The organism is Rhizobium sp. CCGE 510 (genome assembly GCF_000292525.1).
Taxonomy (GTDB): Bacteria; Pseudomonadota; Alphaproteobacteria; order Rhizobiales; family Rhizobiaceae; genus Rhizobium.
This window is the reverse complement of record NZ_AEYF01000045.1, coordinates 213,559-234,254: the sequence shown is the minus strand read 5'-3', so window position 1 is coordinate 234,254 and position 20,696 is coordinate 213,559. Positions and strand designations below refer to the sequence as shown.

Below are 20,696 nucleotides of genomic sequence, written 5' to 3'. Positions count from 1 at the left end.
GTCGGGCAGCGCAGTCTTATAAGGCGCGATGACTTCTGATTCAAAGATTTTCGTTGGTCTACGGCTGAGCCGTAAAAAGCCGGATCAACACCGCGAACCGAGCGGCCGAAAATGTCAATGGGACGGCTGCGATAAGGAAGGCACTCATCGCGCTCCCGTCGGAGCGGATGCTGAGGGGCTGTATCTGTCGTTTTGTTCCACGCACGTCAGTGCGTACAGCCGAGGCTACAACTTCGTGACGAAGCTGTCTGACCCTTTGACGGCCCGCTATCAGAGAGAAGCGGCAAGCGGAAGCCGCCCGACTTTGGGGACTCGGATAGAGCAGCCTTCGGAAACTCCGCTCCCCTCCCTGGTTCGCTCCGGGACTGCGAAGGCGATAAACTCACGAAAAAACGCTGCGCAAAGCCAAACGGCCAGAGCAGCTGTTCACCTGCGTAAACTCAAGGTGCTGGAAGCCAAAGCTTTCGAGAAGCTCGGTCTTTCACCTGATGCAACGCCGGATGAGATCAAAAGCCGCTATAAGCAACTGCTCAAGATGCACCATCCCGACGCCAACGATGGAGATCGCAAGTCAGAGGATAGTCTCAGATCGACGATTGAGGCCCATAAGATCCTCAAGCTCAACGGCTTCTGCTAGAGGCTACGCTGCCCGTTGGTGCTCTTGAAAGGAATAGACCGTCCACCCGCTATTTTCAGTGTGTGTGGCGGAAAAGGCATTTATGGAACTCGGCGCTGGCGACGGACTTAGGTCCCGGTGTTCGATCTCATTCAATCCAACCAATTCTCGACCTGCAAAGCGCGCACGCGCGCGAACTCTCCCATGTTCGCCGTCACCAGAACTGCGCCAAGGGCATATGCATGCGCGGCAATGAAGAGGTCGTTCGGACCGATAGGTTTGCCAGAAGCCTCCAGTTCCGCCCGGATGACGCCGTACTGGGCGTCGGCGGGCACATCCAAGTGCCAGCACCGGTATGCTCCCAAGGATGGCCTCGATCTGTGCGAGAAGTTTCGCGGATCCTTTCTTGGCGCAACCGTAGCGCAACTCGGATGCCGTGATGATGCTGACGCAGATTGCGTCCGACCCGACCTCAGCGATGCGTCGAGCGACAACGCCCCTCGGGTTTCGAGCAAGGACACGATGTTGGTGTCCAGCATATAAAGGCTGGCCACAAGTCGATATCCTTCGCGGGAAGCAAGGTCTCGTCGACATCAGGGAACAGATCTTCGGGACTAAGCGGCTGCAAACCGGCAAGAACGTCCAGGAGGTTCTTGCGTCGCACCGGCTCTATGATGAGCCGATCACCGTCCCGGTGGATCATCACTCGGTCGCCGGGCAATTCAAAGTCAGCCGGAATTCGCACAGCCTGGCTTTTGTTGTTTCGGAAAAGCTTGGCCTCCCGTGGCGGGGTAGTTTCGTAGTGCCGGAGACGGGGCATCGGAACTCCTTTGTATATGCGCATGGATATACATTGCTCTGGCCGAGCTTTCAAGCAAAGCCATTCCTGTTCCGCATCGACATTTCCGGTGAGGATTATCCACGTGCATCAATGCATGCCGATCGCTCTCAGCGCCGCAACGAACAGTGATTGGCGATTTCCATTGTTCACCCCAGCTCGGGAGCCGCGCAAGCTTTCGATCTCCCAGTCACCTCGCTGTGGGTCATGGCAACCTTCTGAAGATGATTTCTCATCATCGACCGCAATTCGGCGAATGTCTGCAGTCCACAATGCTGCGCCAAGCGCAAAACCGTTGTTTGAGATACCTTGCAACTGCGCGCGATCTCTGCCGCGCTTTCGAAAGCGACCATCTCCGGGCGTTCAATGACTTGTCTGGCAACCTGCTCAAGTCGATCGGGAAAGACGATCTGGCGCCTCGCGATCAGCGATTTCAGCTCCTCCAATGTCTCAGGAGGACTAACGTGAGCCTGCTTCATTGGCTTCTGCCTCTTGAGGGCGCTATTTAGGATCTGCGGCTCATGCGTAGCACCCGACGATCAGCACAGGTTGGGCGGTGCGTCGGGTGCGGCCCGATAACGCGTGAAGCGCTATCGGCTCGCACCCGTTCCCTTCCATCAATCGACCGTCACCGGTTTGCCGGTTTGCCAGCTCTTGGTTGCGGCTTCGGCGAGTTTCTGAGCTTGCAACCCGTCAAATCCGCTCGGCCGCGGCGACCGGTGGCCATTGTCGATCGCGTCGATGAAGGCATTGATCTCGTTGGCGTAGGCCTGCGCGTAGCGCTCAAGGAAGAAATATTGGACGGGATCGCCGCTGACACCGCTCGCGTTGGAAAGCTCGACACTGGTGGCCTGGATATTTCGCGCCGCAAGCATGCCGGCAGAACCATGGACTTCGATGCGTTGATCGTAGCCATAGGTTGCCCGGCGCGAATTGGTGATGACAGCGATCCGACCCGACGCTGTCTGCATCTGCACCGCGGCGGTGTCCACATCGCCCTCGGCCCCGATCGCCTTGTCGACGAGAGACGATCCAAGCGCGTTTACCACGACGAATTCCTCGCCCATGAGAAAGCGGGCCATATCGAAGTCGTGGATCATCATGTCGCGGAACAGGCCGCCGGAGGATTTGACGTATTCGGCTGGCGGCGGGGCGGGATCACGGCTGGTGATGGTGACGATCTCGATGTCGCCGACATCGCCGCGACGCAGCCGCGCCTCTACACCGGCGAAATTGGGATCGAAGCGGCGATTGAAGCCGATCATCAGGGTGGAATTGTTCTTCTCGACAAGGTCGAGGCAGGCATTGATGCGTTCGACCGACAAGGATACCGGCTTTTCGCAGAGGATCGCCTTGCCGGCCTTCGAAGCCGCCTCGATGAGATCGGCATGACTTGATGTCGGCGTTGCTATGAGGATCGCATCCACCGCCGGAGACTTGATGATATCCTCCGCGTCAGCGACCTCGGCGCCCGTCTGGGCAGCAAGCGCCTCTGCCGTGGCCCTGAAGGCATCGGCCACATAAACGAGCTTTGCCTTCGGGTTCGCCGCGATGGTGGCGGCATGTACCTTGCCTATCCGGCCGGCGCCGATCACTCCAAACCTGATCATCGATATTTCTCCGTATCTGTAAGCGTTAACTGTCGTATCGTTCAAACCGTGAAGGCATCGCGGAAGCGGTCGAGCGCCACCTCATCGTCGCCGGAAGCCCAGGCTTCCATGCCGATGGCGCCGCGATAGCCCATGTCCTTGAGCGCGCGTGCGATCATCTTATAATTGACCTCGCCAGTCCCCGGTTCGCAGCGGCCGGGCACATCGGCCACCTGGATTTCGCCGATCCAAGGCAGGCATTTGCGGCAAAGCTCGATCAGGTTTCCCTCGCCAATCTGGGCATGGTAGAGATCGAGATTGAGGCGGAGCCGCGGATGATTGACGCTTGAGACGAGCGCCAACGTGTCTTCGGCGCGCCCGAATGGCACGCCCGGGTGATCGACCGGCAGGTTGAGGTTCTCGAGCGTAAAGATGACGCCTTCTTCTTCGGCCATGTCGACGACACGGCAGAGGGTGTCGCGCGCCTTTAACCACATGGCGCCGGTCACGATTTCGACCGGACGGACCGGCAGGCCTCTATCTCCCAGACCTGTGCCATGCAGATTGAGCCTTTGCACGCCGAGCCGCTTACCGATCTGCGCCGTTTCGCGTGCCGTCTTGAGAAGTTCGGCGGCACCTTCGTCGTCCGTCAGGCGGCCGGAGAGATAGCCGTTCATGATCGTGAAGGTCGCGCCGGTTGTTTCCAACTTGCTCAGATCGTGATCCGGCCAATTCCATAGACCAACACCAAAACCCATTTCCTTGAGGCGGGAGGCCCGCCACTCGATCGCCTTGTCGCGCCAGAGCATTTCCGCACAGGCGGCGAGTGTAAACGTTGGCAAGTCGTCTCGTGATCGATCGGTCATGATCGTGTTCCATCGTTATTGCGTGAATGAGGGGCGTCGCTGTTTTGCAATGGTCGAACACCGCCTCTGGTGTGACAGCCGGCTAAACCGTACCGCCAAGTTCTTCGGACAACTGCTGCAGCTCCTTGCCACCGGCCATCAGGTTCTGGAGTTCGTCCATGGCGATATCAGCCTTTGCGTATGTGCCAAGCGTTTGACCCCGGTTGAGGATGGTGAAACAGTCGGCCACCGCATAGGCGTGGCGGACATTGTGGGTGATAAAGATGACGCCCAATCCTCTTTGGCGGACTTGATGGATGTATTTCAACACCATTGAGGTCTGCGCCACACCCAACGCCGAGGTCGGTTCGTCCAGGATGAGGATCTTGGCGCCGAAATAGACGGCTCGTGCGATGGCCACGCACTGGCGTTCACCGCCGGACAGAGTGCCGACGGCCTGGTTGGGATCGCGGATATCGATGCCGATCTTTCGCATTTCCTCGCGCGTGACATCATTGCAGTGATCGAAGTCGATGTGGCGGAATGGGAAGACGCCTCTGCGAGGTTCCCGCCCCATGAAGAAATTGCGGGTGATCGACATCAGGGGGATCATCGCAAGATCCTGGTAGACGGTCGCGATCCCCGCATCGAGGGCATCCCGGGGGCTCCTGAAATCGACCGGCTTTCCCTCTACCCGGAACTCGCCGCCACTAGGGCGGACAACGCCCGATAGCGTCTTGATCAGCGTGGATTTGCCCGCGCCATTGTCTCCCAGAAGACAAAGCACCTCCCCGGCTGAGACTTGCATGGACACGCCGTTCAATGCGATCACCGAACCGTAGTGCTTGACAATATCGGCCACTTCGATGACCGGAGTTCGAATGTTGACGTCAGCCATGATCAGCGCTCCCCGGTAACCTTGCGGCGAATGAAATTGTTGAAGAGCACGGCCAGCAACAGCATCGAGCCCAGGAACACCTGAAACCAGTCGGAGTCGAACTTGGTATAGGTCAGACCGATCGAAACCGAGCCGAAGATAATCGCACCGAAGAATGCGCCGATCGCCGAGCCGTAGCCGCCGGTGAGCAGACATCCGCCGATAACGGCCGCGATGATGGCTTCGAATTCCTTCTGAAATCCACGCCTGGCGTCGGTGGAGCCGGCATCGAGTACGGTGATGATCGCAACGAGAGCTGCCGCACATGCCGTCAGCGCAAAGAGGCCGGTTTTAACCCTGTGGACCGGGACACCTGAGTTCCTCGCCGCATTGGGATCGCCGCCGGCTGCAAAGACCCAGTTGCCGGTGCGCGTACGCAACAGGACCCAGGTCGCAAGCAAAGCAAGGGCTGCAAACCACAAGACGGAAACCGGAACGCCCGTGACCTTCGGCACGCCATTGGGGAACTTGTCGATCAGATCATGATCCGCAAGCCATAGGAAGGCGCCCTTCAGGGCTTCGCCAGAGAAAATTCCAAGCAGTGGGCTGTCTTTGACATGGTCGCTGATGCCGCGGAGCTGCGTCGAGCCACCGGTCGCCCATTTCAGGCCGACAAGCGTCAGGCCGCGGAGAATAAACAGGAACGCCAGCGTTACGATAAAGGATGGCAGTCGCGTATGGATCACGATTTGTCCGTTGATCGCGCCCATGACGGCGGCGAAAAGCATCGTCATCACGATGGCGACCGACAATGGCTGACCGAAGTTCGTCAGGATGACACCAAAGACCAGTCCAGCGAAGGCGACCATAGAACCGATCGAGAGATCGAACTCGCCGCCGATCATCAGGAGTGCGGCTGCGATAGCGAGGATGCCCAATTGGGAAGCCGGCGCCATGATCGTCATCACGCCCGAGAGCGAAAACATCGTGGGGTCTGCGGTGAGAAAGAAAAATACGATGACGAGCACCAGGCCGGCCACGGCTCCAAGCTCGGGCCGACGCATCAGTTGCGTCAGAAAGCCCACCTGCTTGATACGCTCATCGGCTTTCGGCGCGACCGCCGCTTTCTGCTCAAGCGAAGCCATGATTCCTCCCTGTGAATGTAATTTAGCGCTTCATCTGCGCTGCCTCGCAGCGCGTTCCATCAAACCAAAGCCCCTCCCCGATAACGGGGAGGAACTCCGGGGAGGATGCCTTTCGGCAATCTCGGTCAGCGGATCCCCTTGGCGGAAAGATCGACTACCTGGGCGGCCTTTTCCTTGGTGATCAGGTTCGGACCGGAGGGAACGTTGCCACCTGGGATGAGTCCGTATTTGGCGTAATTGGCCAGAAACACGACAGGCAAGTAGCCCTGAAGGAATTGCTGCTGATCGATCGCGAAAGCGGCCTTTCCGTCCGCCACCGCCTTCAGAAAATCAGCCGAGAGGTCGAAGGTTGCCACCTTGATCTTGCCGGTCATGCCGACATCTTCGACGGCTGCCAACGCCGGCTCACCAGCTGTGCTGGCACCGAGCGCCATAACGGTATCGACGGCCGAGTTGGAACTCAGCGCTGCCTTGACCTTCGCCCGAACATCGGCCGGATCGTTGCTGACAGGAAGCACGGTGACTTTGCCGCCGAAACCATCGGCAAAGCCCTTGCAACGCAGATCGAGCGAAACATTGCCGACTTCCTGGTTCACGCACAGGCCTTCCTTGCCGCCGAGCTCTTGCAGCTTCGCGCCGGCGGCTTTGCCGGCGGTATATTCGTCCTGACCGACATGCAGAAGCGCTCCCAACTCTTTCGAAACATCGGAGCCGGAATTGATTGAGATGACCGGGATCCCGGCAGCGACGGCTTTCTTAATGGAAGGACCGAGCGCCGAGGCGTCCGGAATGGAGACGATCAGCCCGTCGGGTTTCTGATTGATGGCAGCATCGATGAGCTGCCCCATCGACACCATGTCGAACGTTTCCGGAGCGCGATAATCGACACTGGCACCCATGTCCTTGGCCGCTGCTGTCACGCCGTTCTTGACGACGGACCAGAATGGATCGTTGGCTTGACCGTGGGTGACGGCAATGATGCGAATGTCGGCGGCATTGGCGAGCGCCGAGGACGCGATGATCGCGGCCGCAAAGGCTGCGCCTGCGAAAAGTGATTTCAGACCAAATTTCATTTTACCCTCCCAAAATGATCCAGACCGGGTGGACCTCCCAATGCTACCGGTTGCACTCCATTTGCACCCGGTAGCAAGCCGAGTGAAATTACTTTATCCTCGACAAAAATCAAGCATCCATTCCATTTTTATTTTTTTGTGGAATATTCATTCCAATCGAGGAGGCGGCAGATGCGCAAGCGGGCGACAGCAAAAGAGGTGGCGGAAGCCGCCGGCGTATCGAAATGGACGGTCATCCGCGCCTTCACTCCAGGTGCGTCAATTACAGATGCCAGCCGACAGAAGGTGCTTGAGGCGGCAGAGGCTCTGAATTACTCACCCAACCTGCTTGCACGCAGCCTTGCGACGAACATCACGCATCAGGTCGCCGTCTTCGTCGACGACTTCACCAACCCACATAAGCTCCCCGTTCTGGAGATGCTGACCGAGCGTCTGCAGGCAGAGGGTCTGCTGACCGTACTGATCAACATCAACCGCCATTTCGATCACATTCATGCGCTGATCAACGCCGATCAGCGGCAGTTCGACGCCGTCATTCTGTTCGGCACCGCCTTTCGTGAGGAAACGCTGGGGGGGCAACGGCTTGGCCCCGGTTTCCCGCCGATGTTCGTTCTTGCACGAGACAGCCAAATCCCCGGCGTTCCCGCCGTCGCCTGCAATGCCGAACTCGCTCTCGGCGAAATTGTAAATTACCTGTTCGAGAAAGGGTATCGCCGTCCGGGCTTCATGACGGGAGGGAAGACCCTGTCGACCGCGCTCGGCCGACGACATCACTATTTGAAATTCTGGCAGCGGAAGGGCGTCGAAGGCGTCGTTGAGCTGACTGCAGAACGTTACAGCGCCGACGCCGGTGCAGAAGCGGCGCGCGCCTATCTGACCGCCACCTCCCCAGCCTCGCGCATCGATGTGCTGATGTGCGAGAATGACATTCTGGCGCTCGGAGCAATGGATGTGGTCCGCAGCGAATTCGGGCTTCGCGTTCCACATGACCTGGCGATCGTCGGCTTCGACAATATCGAGCTCGGCGCCGCTCCCGCCTATCAATTGACTTCTTACCAACAGCCTGCCGATGAGATGATTGACACCATGGTCGCAATGATCACGGGCAAACGCGAAGCCGAAACGATTATTCTGCCCGGGCGTCTTGTGCAGAGATCATCGGCTTGAATTGCCCAAAGCCGGCCAGCATTTTCAACGGCATTCGACGATGGCGCCATCGGGAATGAACATGCTCCGCCATTGTGTAAATCGAGCGCTCCGCATTAGGCTTCACGAGGAGCGCGTGAGCCTCAACGGATAAGACCGGCGGAAGACGTTACTGGAGAAATTCAATGCGTGAATACTCAATCGCAGCCATCCCCGCGGACGGGATCGGACCAGAGGTCATTGCCGCCGGGTGCACGGTGCTCGCAAGTCTGGAAAAACGCCTCGGCGACGTGAGGTTCGCCATCGAAAATTTCGACTGGGGTTCCGACTACTACAAGAAGCACGGCGTGATGATGCCGTCCGACGGACTTGAGCGGCTGAAGAAATTCGACGCGATCTATTTCGGTGCCGTCGGCGCGCCGGACGTTCCCGACCACATCACCCTCTGGGGGCTCAGACTGCCGATCTGTCAGGGCTTCGACCAATATGCCAATGTCCGGCCGACCAAAATCCTGCCAGGCATTACCTCTCCGCTGCGCAACTGCGGGGTGGGCGATCTTGACTGGGTGATCGTCCGCGAGAATTCCGAAGGAGAATATTCCGGCCATGGCGGCCGCGCTCATCGCGGCCTGCCCGAGGAAGTCGGAACCGAGGTCGCCATCTTCACGCGCGTCGGCGTCACCCGCATCATGCGCTACGCCTTCAAACTGGCGCAGGCACGGCCGCGCAAATTGCTGACGGTCGTGACCAAATCGAATGCCCAGCGCCACGGCATGGTCATGTGGGACGAGATCGCCGCTGAGGTGGCTGCAGAGTTCCCTGACGTCACCTGGGACAAGATGCTGGTCGACGCCATGACGGTGCGGATGACGCTGAAGCCGCAGAGCCTCGACACGATCGTTGCGACCAACCTGCATGCCGACATCCTCTCCGACCTTGCCGGTGCGCTTGCCGGCAGCATTGGTGTCGCCCCCACGGCGAATATCGATCCGCAGCGCCGGTTTCCCTCGATGTTCGAACCGATCCATGGCTCGGCCTTCGACATCACCGGCAAGGGCATCGCCAACCCTATCGCGACCTTCTGGACCGCCGTGCAGATGCTCGACCATCTCGGCGAGCAGGAGGCCGCAGCTCGTCTCATGCGCGCCGTCGAAGCGGTCACCGGCGCGGGCATCCTCACGCCCGACGTCGGCGGCACCGCCACGACCAAAGACGTCACGGACGCCGTCTGCGACGCGATCCATTCCTCCAATGTCTAGAACACGGCCGCGTGGTGTCACACATCATGGCGCCGCCGGCCAGACAGCATAAAATGCTGCCGTAGACCGAGCCGCATCTTGTTCGTCCCTCCGCGACCTGCCGAAACGCGATCGACTCGAGCCTTCAACGTGCTAGTGTTGGGAAAGTGGCGGCACAATATGCTGCAGCGTTGGCAGGTTCGACAGGCGGAGTGGAGCGATGAAACTCGACCGGATCGATATAAAAATTCTGCATGAATTGCAGAAGAATGGCCGTGTCACCAATGTCGAGCTCGCCGAGCTCGTCAACCTGTCGCCCAGCCCCTGCCTGATGCGGGTGAAGAAGCTGCAGTCGGAAGGATATATCGAGGGCTATTCCGCACAGATCAATGTCGCCAAGCTCGGACAGACGTTGACCGTTTTCACCGAGATCACCCTGAAGAACCACCGGCAAATCGATTTCGCCCGGTTTTTGACGACGGTCGAGAAGATCGACCAGGTGATCGAATGCCATCTGGTCTCCGGCGGCTACGACTATCTGTTGAAATTCGTGACAGCCGGGATCGGCGAGTACCAGACGATCATGGAGCGGCTCTCCGACATGGAGATCGGCATCGACAAGTATTTCAGCTTCGTCGTTCTGAAGTCGCCGATCGTCAAGGCGCACATGCCATTGACGAGCCTGTTTCCGCTCTAGTTTTGGTGGTCGACCCCGTCGGGCGCGTGACCGCGGCGGCGACAAGGGCAGGATGCTCACATGGGCATCGGCGCAGGGATCATCGCAACGGCTGCCCGCCCCCTCAGCCCTTCAGGGCTGCGCGTACATCGGGGTCAGCCAGGGTGTCGTCTAAGGTTTTGCGCGTGCGCTCGATGATCGCGTCGATGTCGGCGTCGGTGCAGCAGAGCGGCGGCGCATAGCCGAGGACGCCGTTGCCGAAGGCACGGATGATCAGGCCGTTTTCCCAAGCGCGGTCGAAGACCCGGCGAGCCGGATCGGCGGCCGCCGGCAACGGCGTCTTCTTCTCCTTGTCGACCACGAGCTCGACGGCGGCCAGCATGCCGCGGCCGCGCACATCGCCGACCAGGGGATGGTCCTTGAGGCCTTCAAGCCCCTGCATCAGCCTTGCGCCGGCTTTCCGGCCGTTCGCCAGCAGGCCGGTTTCATAAAGGTTCAGCACTTCGAGGCCGACGGCGGCGCTGACGGGATGGGCCGAATAGGTATAACCGTGACCGACGGCTGCGCCACCGGCACCATCCGCAATGGTTTGGTAGACGTGGTCGGCCATGAAGACCGCCCCCATCGGCACATAGCCGGAGGTCAGCCCCTTTGCCGTGGTGATGAAGTCCGGAACGACCTCGTCCTCTTCGCATGCAAAGAGCGGGCCGGTGCGGCCGAAAGCGGTGATCACTTCGTCGGCGACAAACAGGATGCCGAGCTCGCTGCAGAGCGCGCGCATCGCCTTCATCCAGCCCTTCGGCGGCACCAGCACGCCGCCCGAACCCTGGATGGGTTCGGCGTAAAAGGCGGCGACACGATCGGAGCCGATCTCTTCGACCTTGCTCCGCAATGCTGCGAGGGAAGCGTTGATGATAGCCTGCGGATCCTGGCCGACCGGGTTGCGATAGGCGTAGTGGGAGGGGATTTTATGCTGCCAGTCGAAGGGAATGCCGAAGCCGGCGTGGAACGACGGAAGCGCCGTCAGCCCTGCCCCGACAGTCGAAGAACCGTGATAACCTTGCTCGAGCGAGATGAACTGGTCGCGCTGCGGCTGCCCGCGGGCGATCCAGTAGTAGCGGATAAAACGGATCGTGCTGTCGACGGCATCGGATCCGCCCAGGGTGAAGTAGACATGGTTGAGGTCGCCTGGGGCCCGTTCGGCCAATGCCGCGGCAAGCCGGATCGCCGGTTCCGAGCCGAGACCGAAATAGGTTGTCGCATAGGGCAGGTCGCGCATCTGCCGCGCCGCTGCCTCGACGATCGATTCATGACCGTAACCGGCATTGACACACCACAGGCCGGCAAAGCCATCGACCAACTGCTTGCCGGAAGCATCGGTCACCGTCGCGCCTTTGGCGGAAGCGAGCACACGTACGCCGAGCTTTTCATGATTGCGGTAGGAGGCAACGGGGTGCACGAGATGGGCGCGGTCGAGTTCGACAAGGGAATTGCTGTGCATCATACTCTCCGGATCAGCCGAGCGCCTGGTTGGCGAGGGCGAAGATGGTGGCGGCGGAATCGGCGTCTGGAATCGATGGCTTCATCATGGCGATGCCGCCGCCGACATGGGCGAAGCCCTGTTCGACCAGCCAGTCGGACAGGCCGGCGGCAGCGGTGGTATCGACCCTGAGAAACACGCCGGGCCGCCGGGCGATGAAGTGAGCGACGAGCGCTTTGGCGTCCTCCAGGTTGCCGGCAATGACGGGGCCGATGACCTCGCCCCGGCCGAAGGTGCGAAGGACCGCAAAACCGGTGACCCGTCCGTTGCGGCGGACCACGGCAAGTTCGCCGACCTTGGCGAGATATGCGATCAGATCGGCGCGATCGGCGCCGAAGGCCTGTCGATCGAGTTCGGCAATAGGGGTGAAATCGGCCTTAGCGGCGGCCGAGGTGGTCTTTGGCGCCACGACCTCGCCGGCGATGCCTTGGTGCTGCAGAATGCGGCCGGTCTGGCGGAAGCCGAGCTTCTCATAGAGCGGCAGGCCATCGGCGGTCGCAACAAGCCTGAGCGGGCGTTTGCCGGCAAGCTCCATTGCAGCATCCATGAGCCTGCGGCCAAGCCCGCGGCCGCGCATGGCTTCATCGACGATGACCATGTTGATCGTGGCGCAGTCTTGCTTGTAGGAGGTTACGAGCACGGTGCCGACCACCCGGTCGTTCTCGATGGCCACGACGCCTTCGCTCAAGGCAAGCGCCATCTGCCAATCCTCCGGACGATGGGGCCAGCCTGCCTGCCGCGACAGGTTGAGGGCGGCATCCAGGTGTTCGGTGCCGAAAGCGGCGAAATCGATCTGGCTTGTCTGCATGACACTTCCTTCATTTCCTGGGTGGAAGTGTGAAGGAGTGCCGGTTGCCTAATCGTCTGAAGGCTACGCTCTGAGCGGTATCTTATCGTTTTCCCTTTATCGCCCGCCGCATCTTATGCTGGCATGTGGGCTCACGGGGTGGATCGCGCGCAAAATTCGCTGCACTTACTGCGACGAGCCGGTCAAAACAGAGGGATATAACATAGGGTGACCTAGCCGATGGTCCCCCGTCCTTCCGCATCCGCCGGCGGCAGGAACCCGCAACCATCTGCCAAAGCCAGCTTTCGACACGAAATAATCTGCTTCGATAGCCGTCACATTCAGGCGAGCCGCGGGGCGGGCCGCGTTTATCATGAGTTCAAATGCCCCGGTCCACTCTCCAAAGGATATGCCCATGACCCTCGCGCGTCCGAAATACATCACCTTCGACTGCTACGGCACGCTGACCAACTTCCAGATGGCGGAAGCGGCGCACGACCTTTACAGCGACCAGCTCGATGAACCCCGCATGGCCGAGTTCATCCGGAATTTCGCCGCCTATCGCCTCGACGAGGTCCTGGGCGACTGGAAACCCTATGCCGAGGTCGTTCACAATTCGATCGAGCGCACCTGCAAGCGCAACGGCGTCAAGTTCAACGACGAAGACGCCCGCACGGTCTACGAGCGGGTGCCGACCTGGGGTCCGCATGCGGATGTACCGGCTGGCCTTGCGAAGGTTGCCAAGAAGATCCCGCTGGTGATCCTGTCGAACGCGATGAATTCGCAGATCATGTCGAACGTCGAAAAGCTCGGCGCTCCCTTCCATGCGGTCTACACGGCCGAACAGGCGCAAGCCTACAAGCCGCGCCTGCAGGCCTTCGAATACCTGTTCGACATGCTCGGCTGCGCCCCCGAAGATGTCGTCCATTGCAGTTCCTCGTTCCGTTACGACCATATGTCGGCTAACGATATCGGCATCAAAAACAAGGTCTGGGTGAACCGCGGCCATGAGCCCGCCAACCCGTTCTATGGTTACGTCGAGATCGCCGACATCTCCGGCCTCCCCGGTGTTTTCGGCCTCTAAAGCCGAAGGAAAGCGCGGGCGGCTTTTCCGCCAGCGCTATCTTTAAGTGGTCGGCCGTGCTCGCGGGCCGACCGAAGCCGAAGGATTGCCAAGCCCGTGTGTTGCGATGGCTGCAGAAAAAATGGCGCACCCGCGTGCGCCACATCGCTGGTTCTCATCTCGTAATCGTTTCAGGCTCAGCTCAGCCCACCGATGTGGAAGCTCTTCATTTCGAGATATTCCTCGATGCCAACCTGCGCTCCCTCCCGGCCGAGGCCAGACTGCTTGACGCCGCCGAACGGGGCGACTTCGGTCGAGATCGCGCCGGTGTTGAGCCCGATCATGCCGAACTCGAGGGCTTCGCCGACACGCCAGGAGCGCTTCAGGTTTTCGGTGTAGAAATAGGCAGCCAGACCAAACGGTGTGCCGTTGGCGATTGTGATCGCCTCATCTTCCGTCTCGAAGCGGAAGAGCGGTGCAACCGGGCCGAAGGTTTCTTCGCTGGCAAGCAGCATATCGGTCGTCGCCTCGGTCAGCACCATCGGGGCGGCGTATTGCGAGCCCTCCGCCACGGAATTGCCCCGTGCGGCGATCTTGGCGCCTTTGGCCAGAGCGTCATCGACATGGCGGGTGATTTTCTCGATCGCCGCCGTGTTGATCATCGGGCCGATGACATTGCCAGGTTCCGTGCCGGGGCCGACCTTCATGGCGTTGACGCGGGCACCGAGTTTCTCGGCAAAGGCATCATAGACGCCGGCCTGCACCAGGATGCGGTTGGCGCAGACGCAGGTCTGGCCGCCGTTGCGGAACTTGGACAGGATTGTGCCTTCGACCGCGAGATCGAGATCCGCGTCATCGAAAACAATGAAAGGCGCATTGCCGCCAAGTTCTAGCGAGAGCCGCTTGACGCTGTCGGCGGCGCCGCGCATCAGAAGTGAGCCGATCCGGGTCGAGCCCGTGAAGGAGATCTTGCGCACCGTTGAGTTTTCCATGAACTCGTTGCCGATCTCCGTCGGCAGTCCGGTGACGATGTTGATCACCCCTGCCGGAATGCCGGCGCGCTCGGCAAGAATACCCATGGCGAGCGCCGAATAGGGGGTGAACTCGGAAGGCTTGATGACAACCGTACAGCCGGCCGCCAAAGCGGGCGCCACCTTTCGGGTGATCATCGCGATCGGAAAATTCCACGGGGTGACGATGGCGCAGACGCCGACCGCTTCCTTGAGGACGAGGATGCGGCGATCCGGTGTCGGCGAGGGAATGGTGTGGCCGCCGATGCGGCGGGCTTCTTCGGCAAACCATTTGACGAAGGAAGCCCCGTAACGGACCTCGGCGCGCGATTCATCGAGAGGCTTGCCCTGCTCGAGCGTGATGAGAAGCGCCAGATCCTCGAGATTTTCGATCATCAGCGCATACCAGCGCTCGAGCAGAACCGCACGCTCGGCATGCGTCCTCTTCTTCCATAGGGTGAAAGCGGCCCGGGCTGCGTCGATCGCCGCGCGGGTCTCGGTGGTTCCCATGTCTGGAACGATGCCGAGGTTCTCCTGAGTGGCGGGATTGACGACATCCACCGTCTTGCCCGAGGCTGCACGCGACCAGATCCCGTCGATCAGGCCGGCCTGCTGGAAAAGGTCTTTGTCTTTCAACTCAAGCATATCGTTTCCTCTCTGACCGTCAGTTTGAGCCAAGCCTACCGAAACAGGACAAGCAGCATGCATCGACCGTGGCTGCCGGCGCGGTGGAAAATAACGTTTTGGGCGATGCGACAGTCATCTTCGGCTGTTGCCCGGAGGCTCCCGCAGTTGTCGTCGAGAGTTTCTTTTGGAAGTGCCGAGGGGCCGATAAACCGGTGAAACCCGGCGTCGGCGAGAAGGTGCCGGATAGGAATATCAGCGGCCTGCACGGCAGAGAACGATGCGATACTCTAGAAATAGCCTAGAATGGATTTGACCTCGAGGTATTCGAGCATGCCCTCAATGCCGAATTCGCGTCCGTTTCCAGATTGCTTGAAACCGCCGAAAGGCGCGTGTGGATCCCAGGCCGGATAGTTGAGATGCACTTGACCGCAGCGGATCCGTGACGCGACCTCCTTGACGACGTCTATATTCTTGCCCTGCACATGCGCACCCAGGCCGTAGACGGTATGGTTGGCGATGGCGATGGCTTCCTCCACCGTTTCGTAGGGAATGAGACAGAGGACCGGGCCGAAGATTTCCTCCTGGGCGATGCACATGTCCGTGCGCACGTCCGAGAAAACCGTCGGTTTAACGTAGAACCCGGCATTCAGACCGGCTGGGCGACCCTCTCCGCCTGTGATGAGCGTCGCGCCTTCCGCAATACCGACGCCGATCATGGCTTGGATCCGGTCGTACTGGGCGCGGTTGGCGATCGCACCGTGCGTGGTGGCGTTTGAACGGGGATCACCGACGACGATCTCATCTGCAGCTCTCTTGGCAATTGACTCGATCTCGGACAGCCGTGCGCGCGGCACGATCATCCGGGTCGGCGCGCTGCATGATTGGCCGAGATTGCGGAAGGCAGCCGCTACGCCCATGGAAACGGCTCGATCGAGATCGGCGTCCGGCAGGACCACGTTTGGTGACTTGCCGCCAAGCTCCTGCGCAACGCGCTTGACGGTCGGCGCGGCTGCCTGAGCCACTGCGATACCGGCGCGGGTGGAACCGGTAATGGAAATCATGTCGACATCCGGATGGGACGCAAGGACCGAACCGACGGAGGGGCCGTCACCATTGACGAGGTTGAAGACGCCGTTGGGAAAGCCGGCTTCCTCGATCGTCTCGGCAAACAGCAGCGCGTTGAGCGGCGAAAGCTCGCTGGGCTTCAGCACCACAGTGCAGCCCGCGGCGAGTGCCGGCGAAACTTTGGCGGTGATCTGGTAGAGCGGCCAGTTCCATGGCGTGATCAGTGCGCAGACACCGATCGGTTCGTGGGTGATGGCGGTGTGGCCGCGCTGCTTGACGAAGGGGAAGGCTTCCAGGACCTCGCGAGCGACCTTGACATGGGCGATCGCCAGCGGCACCTGCGCGGTGCGCGCATATCCGATCGCCGCGCCCATTTCGAGGCTCAGGCATTGCGCAAACAGTTCGCTACGTGCTTCGAGCAGCGCCTGCAGACGATCAAGCAGACCCGCACGGTATTCCGGTTTGGTGCGGCTCCAGGTGGCGAAGGCCTGTCGGGCGGCGGAAACCGCCGCCTCGACATCCCAGCCGTTTCCGAGCGCAAAGTGGGTCACCACCTCTTCCGTGGCAGGATTGACCACGACGCCCTTGGCGCTGCCCCTGGGTTCAAGCCATTTGCCGTCGATGAAGAACTTGTCCAGACGGCCGTTGCGGGACAGGTGTTCGAGAGGCGTGATCATCTTACAAGGTCCTTCATGCGGCAATTGCGCGGAGGATCGGCAGGGACCATGGGTGCCCGTCCATAACGTCGTCGGCCGTCCCCAGGTGAGGCCGTCTAGCCGCGACCGGCGCGGCGCCAGGATCGGTCAGGGCAGCAGGTCCTTCATGCGGTAATAGGTGCCGACGATCGGCAGGAACCACGGATTCCCGGTATGCATCGGAACGGCGGGCCAGGCGAAGCCGTCGAGTGGATTGGCGCCCTTGCGCCCCATCGCCATATTGGCCAGCGCACTACCCATGAAGGTCGACAACTGGGCTCCGTGGCCGGAATAGCCCATGCTGTAAATCACACCCTCGGCGCTGCCCGCGCGGGGATAGCGGTCTTGCGTGCAACCGACGAGGCCGCCCCAGCAATAGTCGATCTCGACGTCTGCAAGCTGCGGAAACATGCCGAGCATCTGCTGGCGCAGAAGCTGGCCGGAGCTGACGTCGGTTTTCTGGTTCGACACAGCCGAAAATCTCGCCCTCCCCCCGAACAGCATGCGGTTGTCGGGCGTCAGGCGGAAATAGTTGGCGATGTTGAGCGAGTTGGTGAAGTTGCGGTTGCCCGGCACCGTCGCGGCGACCTCCTGCGGGGTAAGCGGGCGCGTCGCGATGATAAAGGAAGCAATCGGCATCAGCCTTCGGCGGAAATAGTTAAAGACGCTTGGCGTATAGGCATCGGTCGCCAGGATGACCTGGCGGGCGGTGAGCGAGCCGGTCGGGGTGGTCAGCCGCCATCCATTCGGCACGGGCTCGCGGGCGGTGACCGGGTTTCGCTCCCAGATCGCCGCGCCATGGCGGCAGGCGGCCTGCGCCACGCCATTGGCGTAGTGTCCCATGTGCATCATGGCGGATTTCGGATAGAGAATCCCGCCATGAAAGGCATCCGATACCACCTCCTTGCGGAGGTCCTCGCGCGTCAGCCATTCGGCTGACGGGTCGACCTCGCGGCGGATTTCTTCTGACATCGCCTGCAGCTTGCCGACATGAGAGGGCTTCGAGGCAAGCTTGAGCTTGCCGCCTCTGCGAAAATCGCAAGCGATCTTTTCTTCCTCGATGATCTGTTCGATCATGTCGATCGAGTCATCATAGGCTCGCCACAAGCGGCGCGCCCGGTCTTCCCCGAGATGCTGCCTGGCGGCGCTGAAGCTTGCGAAATGACCGCTGTTAAGGTGCCCGCCATTGCGGCCGGACGCACCATAACCAACGTGCTCGGCTTCCAGCAGAACGACCTTCACACCGGATTGCGCCAGCGTGCGCGCGGCGTTGAGCCCGGTGAAGCCGGCGCCGATCACCGCAACCTCGAAATCTCCCGAGACGGGGTCGGCGATGGCTCCGGCGAATGGGATCGAGGTGTCATGCCAGTAGGAAGCAAATTTCATTGGCGCATGCCCTTATGCTCGTCTGATCCGATGCATGAAGTATAGGCCTGCTTGCGCTGGAGAGGTGCGGCGCTGGCAGCCTTGTTTCGCAACAATTGCCTGTGTTGCGGGCAGTAAACCAAAGGATATTCTGTTTATGCGCCAACTCCGCAGCCCACCCCTTGAAGCCACAGATTAGGATCTAAGCAGAATTCGGTCCCCCGGGCTTCCAGGAGCAGGCCATGCCCAATGATGCTCAACTGTTGCCGAAGTGCTGCTGCATCGGGGCGGGTCCAAAGGGCTGGGAACGAGCCTGGTCTGGTCTGGTAAATCGGCTTGCGGCCCATCGGCACCAGCACCGGACATATGAATGTCGCACCAAATTGGGAGTCAGACGATGACCGGTAAGACCATTCTCCTCTACGAGGCGAAAAGCCGAACCATTCCGGAAGGCCAGCGAAGCACTTTAGGACCAGACGACATATTCGGCGCCGGCCGCGATATCGTCTGGAGTGCTTCCGGCGGGGTTTCTGCCGGATCGGTGCATTGGAACGGAAAAGCCTCAATCGCCAGCTTTCCTCATACGGAATCCCTGGTCGTCGTGGCAGGGCGACTTGTCCTGCATTCGGGCGGCTCAACGTTTGATCTCACATCCGGCGACAGCGCGGTCATCGGCCGGGGCAAGGACGTCGCGGCGGAAGCGGAAAAAGGCACTCGCTGGATCTTCTGTGCGACGACTGCGCCAACATTGAGCACGCAAGGGGTCGTGACGATCGACAGGGATGTGGCACTTGCCCCCTCCCCGCCGCCTCCGGCGCAGTTCCTGGAAGGGGACACGCCTCAGTGCAGTTACTTCAGGGCATTTTCCGACGAAGCCGCCGGCTTTCGGGCTGGTGTCTGGGCGACGACGCCGCACGTCCGGCTGTCGCGCCCTCATCCCGTCCATGAATTGATGTACATACTGGAAGGCCAGGCTGATGTGACCGATGGAGACGGCACGAAAACGGCGGTCGAGGCGGGAGACGCGATCTTCGTCGGCCGCGGAACCGTCAACCGCCTATCGATCCACGGCAACCTCAAGAAGATCTTTGCCATCGTCGAAGGCCTGGAGACTTAACCGGATCCACGGCCTCGTCTGCCAATAGTTGGGTGCTTCTATTCGGCAGGCGCGCCCATCTTTCGGGCGCGCCCCATTGGCGCTCGCTCAGCCGTAAACGCAGACGTAGATCTTGCGCACGGTTTCGATGGTACGCCAGACGCCGACAAAACCAGGCTTCATCACGAAGCTGTCGCCGGTGCGATAAGTCTTCGTCTCGCCGTCTTTTTCGTCGATTTCAACGACACCGGAGATAATGTGGCAGAATTCGTAGACCGTGCCCTTGATGGAATGGTGCTCGCCGGGCGTCGCTTCCCAAATGCCGGTCAGCACCTTCTCGCCTTTTGAGGCGTCTTGCGCCCAGGTCTTGTAGACGGGATTGCCTGAAATCAGCCGCTCTGCGTCCGGCACGGCCTGTTTTGGGGTGAAGTTTGGATCGGTATCGATGGTCAACAGAAGCGACATGTCATTTTCCTTGTTTAATAACCGCGTGTCCGATCGACCAGGCCGATCAGCTTTTCGCCGGCGCGGTGGCGCCGAATATTTTCGGTGACCGATTGCGCTGCCGTTTCCGGTTGCGTGACGGAGGCGATGTGCGGCGTGATCGCTACTTTCGGGTGTTGCCAGAGGGGATGTTCTGCCGGCAGCGGCTCGGGATCGGTGACATCGAGCATTGCCGCGGCAAGATGACCGCTATCGAGAGCCTCGATCAAAGTTGCGTGGTCAAGGTGCGGCCCGCGGCCCACATGCAACAGCCGTGCGCCGGCCGGCAGCTGTGAGAAGAGTTCGGCATTGAGGATGCCGCGCGTCTCGTCGGTCAGCGGCAGCAGACAGACCAGAATGTCGGTCTTCGCCAAAAAGTCCGCCAGTCCATCCGTGCCATGGTGGCAGGTAACGCCGTCAATTTGCTTCTTGCTTCGGCTCCATCCTGCGAGTGGAAATTGGAACGGCTTCAAGCGTTCGATCGCCGCCTGCGCCAGGATGCCGAGGCCCAGAAAACCTATGCGGCGCTCGGCGGCCTGCGGCGCGGCGAGCGTCTGCCAAACAGACTGTCTCTGCAGCTCCCGGTAGGCGAGAATATCGCGGTGGAGCGTCAGGACGCCGAGAGTGACGTATTCCTGCATCATCCGGATAATGCCGTCCTCGACCATGCGGACGACCGCTACGTGGTCCGGCAGGCTTTCCTGTTTGAGCTGATCGACGCCAGCGCCGATACAAAACAAAACCTCCAAATTGCGGTAACGCGACATATCGCCTGGGATCGTCCATGTCAGCAGATACCGCACCCTTTCCGGATCCACCGGCTGGCCCTGCGCGACGAACTCCAGATCCGGCAGTTCGCGCGCAAAAATCTCCTGGAAAACCGCACCGCGTGTGGCATCGGAGTTGAAGAGAAAAGCCATAA

At 60.5% G+C, this 20,696-nt stretch carries 20 protein-coding genes and 1 pseudogene; 6 read left to right on the top strand and 15 right to left on the bottom strand.

Annotated elements, in window-relative coordinates; all coding sequences use genetic code 11:
- Positions 1–28: 28 nt before the first annotated feature.
- Positions 29–637 (top strand): J domain-containing protein, encoded by a 609-nt coding sequence (locus RCCGE510_RS25195; protein ID WP_037079671.1) that lies wholly within the window; start codon positions 29–31, stop codon positions 635–637.
- 131 nt (positions 638–768) lie between these two features.
- On the opposite strand, the gene RCCGE510_RS25190 is transcribed toward RCCGE510_RS25195, so the two are convergent.
- The 8 genes and pseudogenes from RCCGE510_RS25190 to RCCGE510_RS25160 form a co-directional block, all read right to left on the bottom strand.
- Positions 769–1,155, bottom strand: coding sequence for a PIN domain-containing protein (locus tag RCCGE510_RS25190; protein ID WP_346426506.1), 387 nt, complete (start codon positions 1,153–1,155; stop codon positions 769–771).
- A 14-nt stretch (positions 1,156–1,169) separates the two neighbouring features.
- A pseudogene (locus RCCGE510_RS33725) lies at positions 1,170–1,436 on the bottom strand (antitoxin); the annotation flags it as partial.
- Between the two features lie 167 nt (positions 1,437–1,603).
- Entirely contained in the window at positions 1,604–1,933 is a 330-nt protein-coding gene (locus RCCGE510_RS25185) for a MurR/RpiR family transcriptional regulator (RefSeq protein ID WP_007634629.1), read from the bottom strand.
- A gap of 138 nt (positions 1,934–2,071) precedes the next feature.
- Positions 2,072–3,064: an inositol 2-dehydrogenase gene (gene iolG, locus RCCGE510_RS25180; RefSeq protein WP_007634627.1), complete on the bottom strand. Its 993-nt coding sequence runs from the start codon at positions 3,062–3,064 to the stop codon at positions 2,072–2,074.
- A 41-nt stretch (positions 3,065–3,105) separates the two neighbouring features.
- A complete protein-coding gene (locus RCCGE510_RS25175) occupies positions 3,106–3,909 on the bottom strand; it encodes a TIM barrel protein (RefSeq protein ID WP_037079667.1) in 804 nt (267 codons plus the stop codon).
- An 82-nt stretch (positions 3,910–3,991) separates the two neighbouring features.
- Positions 3,992–4,786, bottom strand: coding sequence for an ATP-binding cassette domain-containing protein (locus RCCGE510_RS25170; protein WP_007634625.1), 795 nt, complete (start codon positions 4,784–4,786; stop codon positions 3,992–3,994).
- Between the two features lie 2 nt (positions 4,787–4,788).
- The gene (locus RCCGE510_RS25165; RefSeq protein WP_007634624.1) at positions 4,789–5,910 is read right to left on the bottom strand and encodes an ABC transporter permease; all 1,122 of its coding nucleotides are present in this window, start codon (positions 5,908–5,910) and stop codon (positions 4,789–4,791) included.
- Positions 5,911–6,035: 125 nt separating this feature from the next.
- A complete protein-coding gene (locus RCCGE510_RS25160) occupies positions 6,036–6,983 on the bottom strand; it encodes a sugar ABC transporter substrate-binding protein (RefSeq protein WP_007634623.1) in 948 nt (315 codons plus the stop codon).
- 171 nt (positions 6,984–7,154) lie between these two features.
- On the opposite strand from RCCGE510_RS25160, the gene RCCGE510_RS25155 reads away from it, so the two are divergent.
- The 3 genes from RCCGE510_RS25155 to RCCGE510_RS25145 all read left to right on the top strand — a co-directional run bounded on the left by RCCGE510_RS25155 (position 7,155) and on the right by RCCGE510_RS25145 (position 10,064).
- On the top strand, positions 7,155–8,150 hold the full coding sequence (locus RCCGE510_RS25155; protein ID WP_007634622.1) for a LacI family DNA-binding transcriptional regulator: 996 nt from the start codon (positions 7,155–7,157) through the stop codon (positions 8,148–8,150).
- A 164-nt stretch (positions 8,151–8,314) separates the two neighbouring features.
- Complete coding sequence (locus tag RCCGE510_RS25150) at positions 8,315–9,388, top strand: tartrate dehydrogenase (RefSeq protein WP_007634621.1); 1,074 nt, start codon at positions 8,315–8,317, stop codon at positions 9,386–9,388.
- Positions 9,389–9,587: 199 nt separating this feature from the next.
- Positions 9,588–10,064 carry an Lrp/AsnC family transcriptional regulator gene (locus tag RCCGE510_RS25145; RefSeq protein ID WP_007634620.1) on the top strand — a complete coding sequence of 159 codons (477 nt, stop codon included), beginning with the start codon at positions 9,588–9,590 and terminating at the stop codon, positions 10,062–10,064.
- A gap of 103 nt (positions 10,065–10,167) precedes the next feature.
- Here RCCGE510_RS25145 and RCCGE510_RS25140 read toward each other — a convergent pair whose 3' ends face one another.
- Positions 10,168–11,544 carry an aspartate aminotransferase family protein gene (locus RCCGE510_RS25140; RefSeq protein WP_007634618.1) on the bottom strand — a complete coding sequence of 459 codons (1,377 nt, stop codon included), beginning with the start codon at positions 11,542–11,544 and terminating at the stop codon, positions 10,168–10,170.
- Between the two features lie 13 nt (positions 11,545–11,557).
- The gene (locus RCCGE510_RS25135; RefSeq protein ID WP_007634616.1) at positions 11,558–12,391 is read right to left on the bottom strand and encodes a GNAT family N-acetyltransferase; all 834 of its coding nucleotides are present in this window, start codon (positions 12,389–12,391) and stop codon (positions 11,558–11,560) included.
- 394 nt (positions 12,392–12,785) lie between these two features.
- Here RCCGE510_RS25135 and RCCGE510_RS25130 point away from each other — a divergent pair, with 394 nt between their 5' ends.
- Positions 12,786–13,454 (top strand): haloacid dehalogenase type II, encoded by a 669-nt coding sequence (locus RCCGE510_RS25130; RefSeq protein ID WP_007634614.1) that lies wholly within the window; start codon positions 12,786–12,788, stop codon positions 13,452–13,454.
- Positions 13,455–13,630: 176 nt separating this feature from the next.
- Here RCCGE510_RS25130 and RCCGE510_RS25125 read toward each other — a convergent pair whose 3' ends face one another.
- The 3 genes from RCCGE510_RS25125 to RCCGE510_RS25115 all read right to left on the bottom strand — a co-directional run bounded on the left by RCCGE510_RS25125 (position 13,631) and on the right by RCCGE510_RS25115 (position 18,216).
- Complete coding sequence (locus RCCGE510_RS25125) at positions 13,631–15,088, bottom strand: NAD-dependent succinate-semialdehyde dehydrogenase (RefSeq protein ID WP_007634612.1); 1,458 nt, start codon at positions 15,086–15,088, stop codon at positions 13,631–13,633.
- A gap of 269 nt (positions 15,089–15,357) precedes the next feature.
- Positions 15,358–16,812, bottom strand: a complete 1,455-nt coding sequence (locus RCCGE510_RS25120) for an aldehyde dehydrogenase family protein (RefSeq protein WP_007634610.1) — start codon at positions 16,810–16,812, stop codon at positions 15,358–15,360.
- Between the two features lie 126 nt (positions 16,813–16,938).
- Complete coding sequence (locus RCCGE510_RS25115; protein ID WP_007634608.1) at positions 16,939–18,216, bottom strand: FAD-binding oxidoreductase; 1,278 nt, start codon at positions 18,214–18,216, stop codon at positions 16,939–16,941.
- A 376-nt stretch (positions 18,217–18,592) separates the two neighbouring features.
- Here RCCGE510_RS25115 and RCCGE510_RS25110 point away from each other — a divergent pair, with 376 nt between their 5' ends.
- On the top strand, positions 18,593–19,312 hold the full coding sequence (locus RCCGE510_RS25110; RefSeq protein WP_007634606.1) for a cupin domain-containing protein: 720 nt from the start codon (positions 18,593–18,595) through the stop codon (positions 19,310–19,312).
- Positions 19,313–19,399: 87 nt separating this feature from the next.
- Here RCCGE510_RS25110 and RCCGE510_RS25105 read toward each other — a convergent pair whose 3' ends face one another.
- Both RCCGE510_RS25105 and RCCGE510_RS25100 read right to left on the bottom strand, forming a co-directional pair.
- The gene (locus tag RCCGE510_RS25105) at positions 19,400–19,756 is read right to left on the bottom strand and encodes a cupin domain-containing protein (protein ID WP_007634604.1); all 357 of its coding nucleotides are present in this window, start codon (positions 19,754–19,756) and stop codon (positions 19,400–19,402) included.
- A gap of 14 nt (positions 19,757–19,770) precedes the next feature.
- Entirely contained in the window at positions 19,771–20,694 is a 924-nt protein-coding gene (locus RCCGE510_RS25100) for a glyoxylate/hydroxypyruvate reductase A (protein WP_007634603.1), read from the bottom strand.
- Between the last annotated feature and the right edge of the window lie 2 nt (positions 20,695–20,696).

Excerpts from the sequence above, each read along its gene's own strand:
- RCCGE510_RS25195 (WP_037079671.1), top strand. The coding sequence starts at position 29 with ATGACTTCTGATTCAAAGATTTTCGTTGGTCTACGGCTGAGCCGTAAA.
- RCCGE510_RS25190 (WP_346426506.1), bottom strand. The coding sequence starts at position 1,155 with ATGCTGGACACCAACATCGTGTCCTTGCTCGAAACCCGAGGGGCGTTG.
- RCCGE510_RS25185 (WP_007634629.1), bottom strand. The coding sequence starts at position 1,933 with ATGAAGCAGGCTCACGTTAGTCCTCCTGAGACATTGGAGGAGCTGAAA.
- iolG (WP_007634627.1), bottom strand. The coding sequence starts at position 3,064 with ATGATCAGGTTTGGAGTGATCGGCGCCGGCCGGATAGGCAAGGTACAT.
- RCCGE510_RS25175 (WP_037079667.1), bottom strand. The coding sequence starts at position 3,909 with ATGACCGATCGATCACGAGACGACTTGCCAACGTTTACACTCGCCGCC.
- RCCGE510_RS25170 (WP_007634625.1), bottom strand. The coding sequence starts at position 4,786 with ATGGCTGACGTCAACATTCGAACTCCGGTCATCGAAGTGGCCGATATT.
- RCCGE510_RS25165 (WP_007634624.1), bottom strand. The coding sequence starts at position 5,910 with ATGGCTTCGCTTGAGCAGAAAGCGGCGGTCGCGCCGAAAGCCGATGAG.
- RCCGE510_RS25160 (WP_007634623.1), bottom strand. The coding sequence starts at position 6,983 with ATGAAATTTGGTCTGAAATCACTTTTCGCAGGCGCAGCCTTTGCGGCC.
- RCCGE510_RS25155 (WP_007634622.1), top strand. The coding sequence starts at position 7,155 with ATGCGCAAGCGGGCGACAGCAAAAGAGGTGGCGGAAGCCGCCGGCGTA.
- RCCGE510_RS25150 (WP_007634621.1), top strand. The coding sequence starts at position 8,315 with ATGCGTGAATACTCAATCGCAGCCATCCCCGCGGACGGGATCGGACCA.
- RCCGE510_RS25145 (WP_007634620.1), top strand. The coding sequence starts at position 9,588 with ATGAAACTCGACCGGATCGATATAAAAATTCTGCATGAATTGCAGAAG.
- RCCGE510_RS25140 (WP_007634618.1), bottom strand. The coding sequence starts at position 11,544 with ATGCACAGCAATTCCCTTGTCGAACTCGACCGCGCCCATCTCGTGCAC.
- RCCGE510_RS25135 (WP_007634616.1), bottom strand. The coding sequence starts at position 12,391 with ATGCAGACAAGCCAGATCGATTTCGCCGCTTTCGGCACCGAACACCTG.
- RCCGE510_RS25130 (WP_007634614.1), top strand. The coding sequence starts at position 12,786 with ATGACCCTCGCGCGTCCGAAATACATCACCTTCGACTGCTACGGCACG.
- RCCGE510_RS25125 (WP_007634612.1), bottom strand. The coding sequence starts at position 15,088 with ATGCTTGAGTTGAAAGACAAAGACCTTTTCCAGCAGGCCGGCCTGATC.
- RCCGE510_RS25120 (WP_007634610.1), bottom strand. The coding sequence starts at position 16,812 with ATGATCACGCCTCTCGAACACCTGTCCCGCAACGGCCGTCTGGACAAG.
- RCCGE510_RS25115 (WP_007634608.1), bottom strand. The coding sequence starts at position 18,216 with ATGAAATTTGCTTCCTACTGGCATGACACCTCGATCCCATTCGCCGGA.
- RCCGE510_RS25110 (WP_007634606.1), top strand. The coding sequence starts at position 18,593 with ATGACCGGTAAGACCATTCTCCTCTACGAGGCGAAAAGCCGAACCATT.
- RCCGE510_RS25105 (WP_007634604.1), bottom strand. The coding sequence starts at position 19,756 with ATGTCGCTTCTGTTGACCATCGATACCGATCCAAACTTCACCCCAAAA.
- RCCGE510_RS25100 (WP_007634603.1), bottom strand. The coding sequence starts at position 20,694 with ATGGCTTTTCTCTTCAACTCCGATGCCACACGCGGTGCGGTTTTCCAG.